Raw genomic sequence first — 6,180 nt, 5'->3', positions numbered from 1 at the left:
CGAATGCGCAGTGTCAGTCACCGGATATAGTGGCTGACCCACCGCATTCGCGAGCAAGCCCGCTCCCACATTTGGATCGCCTCAAACCAGGGTTACCGGTAAGATGTTGGCCTTTCGCGCAGCCCTTTCTGCGCCTTGCCGAATAAGTCTTGCCCATGCCTTTCGAACTCAGCGTTGACCTCACCACCCTGGCGATCCTCGCCGTCGTTGCCTTTATCGCCGGTTTTATCGACGCCATCGCCGGCGGCGGCGGCCTGCTCACCACGCCTGCCCTGCTGACCGCCGGCATGCCGCCCCACCTGGTGCTGGGCACCAACAAGCTCAGCTCCACCTTCGGCTCGGCCACCGCCAGCTTTACCTTCTACCGCCGCAAGCTGTTTCATCCACGCCAGTGGGTGCATGCCATCGTCGGCACCCTGATCGGCGCGCTCACCGGCGCGGTGGTCGCGCATTACCTGCCCGCCGAAACCCTGAACAAGATGCTCCCGGTGATTGTCTTCGGCTGCGGCTTGTACCTGCTGTTCGGCGGCACGCCCAAGGCGGCGCTGGACAACGACGCACCGATCAAAAAGAAATGGCAGTCCACCCAGGGCTTCGGCCTGGGTTTCTACGACGGCGTGGCCGGCCCGGGCACCGGGGCGTTCTGGACCGTGAGCACCATGCTGTTGCACCCCATCGACCTGGTAAAAGCCAGTGGCGTGGCGCGCAGCATGAACTTCGTCAGCAACGCGGCGGCGCTGACGGTGTTCATTTTCAACGGTTCGGTGGACTGGATTGTCGGCCTGAGCATGGGCGTGTCGGTGATGTGCGGCGCGTTCTTTGGCGCACGCAGCGCAATCAGCGGCGGCGCCAAGTTCATTCGCCCGGTGTTTATCACCGTAGTGCTCGGCCTGACAGTGCGCCTAGCCTGGCAGCACTGGTTCAGCGTGGCCTAAGCGACGGGCCAGGTAGAGGTCGATCAGGTAGCGCGCAATCGAGCGAGACGCCGGCAACGGCGGCAGTTCATGGATGTTGAACCACTGCGCGTCTTCGATCTCGTCGGCCTGGGGCACGATATCGCCGCCGGCGTACTCGGCGTGAAAGCCCAGCATCATCGAGTGCGGGAACGGCCAGCACTGGCTGCCCATGTACTGGATGTTCTTGACCTCCACCTGCACTTCTTCGCGCACTTCGCGAATCAGGCAGTCTTCGGCCGACTCACCCGGCTCGGCAAAACCCGCCAGGGTGCTGTAGACACCCGTGACAAAGCGCGGCGAACGGGCCAGCAGGATCTCGTCGCCCCGGGTCACCAGCACGATCATGCTCGGCGAGATACGCGGGTAGCTTCGCAGGTCACAGGCCTGGCAGAACATCGCCCGCTCCCGTGGCACCTGCACCATCGCCTGGCCACAGCTTCCACAGAAACGATGCTCCCGGGCCCAGGTGCCGATTTGCGCGGCATAGCCCAGGACTTTGTACAGGGTGTGGTCGCCTTGCAGCATGAACGCCCGCAAGCCCTGCCAGCCGCAGCCCGGCACGTCGGCGGGGCTATTGAGCTCCAGCAGGTACACCGGCTCGCCGTCCAGGTGGCCGATGCCATGCTCGGCAAACACCGACAGGTCCTGGCGCTTGAGCCATTCCCGGGGAAACAGCGGGCCGTTCTGGTCGTGTAAAAAGCCTTCGCGGCTGCGGGCCACGGCCCAGCCGCCCGGGGCGTCGTTGTCCAGCAGCGTTGTGGTAATCCAGCCTGGGGTCATGTTCAGTCAATCCACGAATTCGGGTTTCTGCTTGCTCATATGGGCCGCGATGGCCACGCGCAGGTCGTTGGATTGCAACATAGCTGAGTTCCAGGTGGCAACGTATTCCAAACCGTCATTGATCGAGTGGTCACGCATGTAGCTGATCATCGCCTTGGTGCCGGTGACCGCGATCGGTGATTTGGCGGCGATTTCCCGGGCGATTTCCATCACCCCGGCCAGCAGGCTCTCGTGATCGCTGTACACCCGATTCACCAGGCCGATGCTGCGCGCCTCGTCGGCACCGAACTGGCGGCCGGTGTAGGCCAGCTCGCGCAGCATACCGTCGCCAACGATGCGCGGCAGGCGTTGCAGGGTGCCGACGTCGGCGGCCATGCCGATGTCGATTTCCTTGATGGAGAATTGCGCGTCTTCGGCGGCGTAGCGCATGTCACAGGCGCTGATCAGGTCGATGGCGCCACCGATGCAGTAGCCGTGGATGGCCGCGAGTACCGGCTTGCGGCAGTTGTCGACAGCGTTGAACGAGGCCTGCAGCTCGAGGATCTTGCGCCGCAGCAGGCGCGCGTTGCGGCCGACGTCCTTGCCGAATTCGTTGGCCACCGAGGCCAGCATCATCAGGTCGATGCCGGAGGAGAAATGCTTACCGGCGCCGCTGATGACCACGGCGCGCACGGCGTCGGTGTCTTCGACCCATTGGAAGATGTCGATGATCTCGGTCCAGAACGCGGCGTTCATGGCGTTGATCTTTTCCGGGCGGTTGAGCTGCACATGGGCGACGTTGCCGCTGAGTTCGACGACAAAGGCTTGGTATTCGGACATGGCAGTGATCCTTGACTGGCGGCTGGGATAAGCGCCGAACTATAACAAGGCACCGCGTGAGGTGGTAAGGCTGTGCATCGGCCAAAACCGGGACTGAAAAACGATGAAGAACAAATGTGGGAGCGGGCTTGCCCGCTCCCACAATGGTTTTGCGGTGTTCTTTAGCTTGGTAGCCACAACCTGAAGCGTGCGCCGCCCAATGGCGATGACTGGGCCGTCAACGTTCCGCCTTGCGCCTCAAGCGCCCGCCGGCTGATGGCCAGTCCCAGGCCGAAGCCGCCAGTAGCACGGTCACGGCTGCGATCCAGTCGGTAGAACGGCTCGAAAATCCGCTCCCGCTGATCAGCCGGAATACCAATGCCGTCATCGTCCACCCAAATCTCACAGCCCTTGGGACACACCTTCACTCCCACCTGAATCCGCCGCTCGCAGTAACGCATGGCGTTGCGCAGCAGGTTTTGCAGCGCCCGGGCCGTCAGTCGCGGGTCGAGTGTGAAGCGCTCCACGGCGCAGTCCAGTACCACATCCATCACGATGTCGGGGTTTTCCAGTTCGTCATCGACGCTGCCAAGAATGCTGTCGATAAACTCATCCAGCACCACTTCCACCTGCTCGGGTGTTTGTGCCGGGTTTTGCAGGCGGCTGTAAGACAGCAGCTCCAACACCAATTCATCCAGTTCACGAATATGCGCCACCAACCCTTGCAGGCGTTCACGACTCGCTGCCGGAAGGTCGTCGGACAGCGCGAGCGCCAGGCCGAAGTCCAGGCGCGTCAGTGGCGTGCGCAGTTCATGGGAGACCGCGTTGAGCAGGTCACGCTGCTGGTTGAGCAGTTGTTCGATGTCGTTGGCCATGGTGTCGAACACCGCCGCCAGGCTGCCGATGTTGGAGCTGGGCGGGATCTTTGTGCGTGCCGCCAGGTTGCCCTGGCCGAGTTGGGCCGCCGTGCTTTTCAGGCGCTCCAGGTCGCGCCAGTGTGGCCGTAGCCAGAAGAGCAGGCACGCCAGCAGCGCGGCGCCGATCAGCACGTTCATGCTCCAGTACAGCAGGTTCATGTCCAAAGGGTCCGGCGGTACCGAGACCTTGACCACCAGTTGGTCGTCCAGGGCCGAACTGACGTCGTCCGCCCAGCCCCACTCGCCCAGGCGAATCACCATCTGGTCTTTTTCCAGCAGGCGTTGTTCTTGCGGGGTGTAGCTGGCGTCCTGGATGCGCAGCAGTTGCACTTTCAGCGGCGCAAAGTCCGCCGACAGGCGCACGGTGACGTTGGCCCACTGCTCCATCGGCACCCGTTGGTATTCCTTGACGATCAGGCTCTGCATCCCTCGGGACTGCTCGATGTTGTAGCTCATGTAACGGTGTTCAAAGAGCTGGATCACCGCCCGCGGGACCAGGTAGATCGCGGCTGCGAAGGTGACGATGGTGATCAGGTACAGGCGAATCAGGACGCGAAACATGGCTCAGCATTCCCACTCGGAACGGCTGAACAAGTAACCCTTGCCCCACACGGTCTTGATCTTGCGCGCTTCACCGGCGTGGTCATCGAACTTGCGCCGCAGCTTGGAAATCGCCACGTCCACCGAGCGGTCGGTGCCGTTGAATTCGATGCCACGCAGGCGTTGCAGAATCTGGTCGCGGCTGAGCACTTCGCCGGCATGCCGGGCCAGTACCACCAGCAGGTTGTATTCACCGCTGGACAACTCCACCGCCTGGTTGCGCCAGGTCACGGTGCGTTCCGACAGGTCGATGCACAGGTTGCCCATCAGGATCTGATCGTTGGCGGCCTGCGGTTCGGTGAGGCTGCTGCGGCGCAGCAGGGTACGCACGCGGGCCAGCAACACCCTCGGCTCGCAGGGTTTGGTGACGTAGTCGTCGGCGCCCATCTCCAGGCCCAACACCTGGTCGTGGCTGTCGTCGCGGGCGGTGAGCATCAGGATCGGCAGCGTGGCCGAGTCGGCCCGCAGCAGCCGGCACACTTGCAGGCCGTCGAGGCCCGGCAGCATCAGGTCGAGGATCACCAGGTCTGGCGGGTTGAGCCGCGCGCGTTCGCGCACGTGGTCGCCACGGCTGAGCACGCTGACGTGATAGCCGTTGCGTTCCAGATAACTGGCGATCAATTCGCAGAGCGAGGCGTCGTCTTCCACCAGAAGAATGTTGGGCATGGTATTTCCAAATAATACAATTTCTAAGTAGTACGCAAATCCAATGTGGGAGCGGGCTTGCTCGCCAATGCGGTGTGTCAGCCACCGGATGCATCAACTGAAACACCGCATTCGCGAGCAAGCCCGCTCCCACATTAGATCTTCGGTGCCTGGAACATCGTGTAAGGTTTGGCGGTTATGAAGGATATACGCCCGCGCGGGTCTGTGGGCCGCACCTTACATTTCTTCACACACCACCTACAGAGCTTCACAGCACTGTGGCGGGGGCGCCCGTAGGATGCGCCAGTCAATATTGGGATATGAGCATGTCGAAGAATCTGTTTGCGCCGTTTTGCCTGCTGGCCCTCACACTGGCGTTGGGCGCGTGTGGCAAGTCGGCGAGCGACGCCGCCGAGGCACCACTGGCCAAGGTGCGGATCGAAACCCTTGAAGCCAAGCCCTTGTCCATCACCAGCGAGCTGAGTGGGCGGATTGCTGCGCCGCGCATCGCCGAAGTGCGCGCCCGGGTTGCCGGCGTGGTGTTGCAGCGGGTGTTCAAGGAAGGCCACGACGTGAAACAGGGCGATGTGTTGTTCCGGATTGACCCGGCTCCGTTCAAGGCCGACCTCGACAGCGCCCAGGCCAGCCTGCGCAAGGCCGAGGCCAATGCGTTCCAGGCGCGCCTGCAAGAGCAGCGCTACAGCCAGTTGGTAGAAGGCAATGCCATCAGCGGCCAGGAATACGACAACGCCCGCGCCGCCGCCCGGCAAACTGCGGCAGATGTGGCCGCCAACCAGGCCGCCGTACAGCGCGCCAAGTTGAACCTGGGCTATGCCACCGTCACAGCGCCGATCTCTGGCCGCATTGGCCGCGCACTGGTCACCGAAGGCGCACTGGTGGGCCAGAACGAAGCCACGCCGATGGCGCTGATCCAGCAACTGGACCCGATCCACGCCGACCTGACCCAATCCACCCGCGAGCTGAATGACCTGCGCCGGGCCTTCCGCGCCGGGTACTTGAAGCAAGTCGGCCAGGACCAGGCCAAGGCCACGCTGATCCAGGATGACGGCAGCCTTTACCCGCTGCCGGGCAAGTTGCTGTTTGCCGAGATCAGCGTCGACCCGGGCACCGGGCAGATCATCTTGCGCAGCGAATTCCCCAACCCGGACCTCGACCTGCTGCCCGGCAGCTTTATCCGCGTGCGCCTGGAGCAAGCCGTCGACCAGCAAGGCATCAGCGTGCCGCAACGGGCGATCACTCGCGACAGCGCCGGGATCCCCATGGTGCTGCTGCTGGACGCCGAGCAAACCGTGAGCCTGCAACCGGTGGAATTGGGCTCGGTGGTCAATGACCGCTGGGTCGTCACCCGCGGCCTGAAGGCCGGTGACCGTATCGTCGTCGAAGGCCTGCAACACGCCCGCCCTGGCGAGAAAGTCCAGGTCGATGACAGCCCCGCGCCTCTAGCCCAGGCATCCGGCCAGTAA

The 6,180-nt window shown here is 63.2% G+C and carries 6 protein-coding genes; 2 read left to right on the top strand and 4 right to left on the bottom strand.

Features of this window, described 5'->3' with window-relative positions; all coding sequences use genetic code 11:
- The first annotated feature begins 155 nt into the window (after positions 1 to 155).
- Complete coding sequence (locus tag CEC48_RS11730) at positions 156 to 935, top strand: TSUP family transporter (RefSeq protein ID WP_088423880.1); 780 nt, start codon at positions 156 to 158, stop codon at positions 933 to 935.
- Here CEC48_RS11730 and nudC read toward each other — a convergent pair.
- The 4 genes from nudC to CEC48_RS11710 all read right to left on the bottom strand — a co-directional run bounded on the left by nudC (position 903) and on the right by CEC48_RS11710 (position 4,717).
- A complete protein-coding gene (nudC, locus tag CEC48_RS11725; protein ID WP_008430294.1) occupies positions 903 to 1,736 on the bottom strand; it encodes an NAD(+) diphosphatase in 834 nt (277 codons plus the stop codon). The two genes, CEC48_RS11730 and nudC, sit on opposite strands and share 33 nt — an antisense overlap.
- Before the next feature lie 6 nt (positions 1,737 to 1,742).
- A complete protein-coding gene (locus tag CEC48_RS11720) occupies positions 1,743 to 2,555 on the bottom strand; it encodes a crotonase/enoyl-CoA hydratase family protein (RefSeq protein ID WP_088423879.1) in 813 nt (270 codons plus the stop codon).
- Positions 2,556 to 2,716: 161 nt separating this feature from the next.
- Positions 2,717 to 4,012 (bottom strand): ATP-binding protein, encoded by a 1,296-nt coding sequence (locus CEC48_RS11715; RefSeq protein ID WP_088423878.1) that lies wholly within the window; start codon positions 4,010 to 4,012, stop codon positions 2,717 to 2,719.
- A 3-nt stretch (positions 4,013 to 4,015) separates the two neighbouring features.
- Complete coding sequence (locus tag CEC48_RS11710; RefSeq protein WP_088423877.1) at positions 4,016 to 4,717, bottom strand: response regulator transcription factor; 702 nt, start codon at positions 4,715 to 4,717, stop codon at positions 4,016 to 4,018.
- 305 nt (positions 4,718 to 5,022) lie between these two features.
- Between CEC48_RS11710 and CEC48_RS11705 the strand changes: the two genes are divergently transcribed.
- Complete coding sequence (locus CEC48_RS11705) at positions 5,023 to 6,180, top strand: efflux RND transporter periplasmic adaptor subunit (RefSeq protein WP_088423887.1); 1,158 nt, start codon at positions 5,023 to 5,025, stop codon at positions 6,178 to 6,180.

The organism is Pseudomonas sp. K2I15 (genome assembly GCF_002204795.1).
GTDB lineage: Bacteria > Pseudomonadota > Gammaproteobacteria > Pseudomonadales > Pseudomonadaceae > Aquipseudomonas.
Note: the sequence above shows the minus strand (reverse complement) of the source record. Positions and strands in the feature narration are given on the sequence as shown.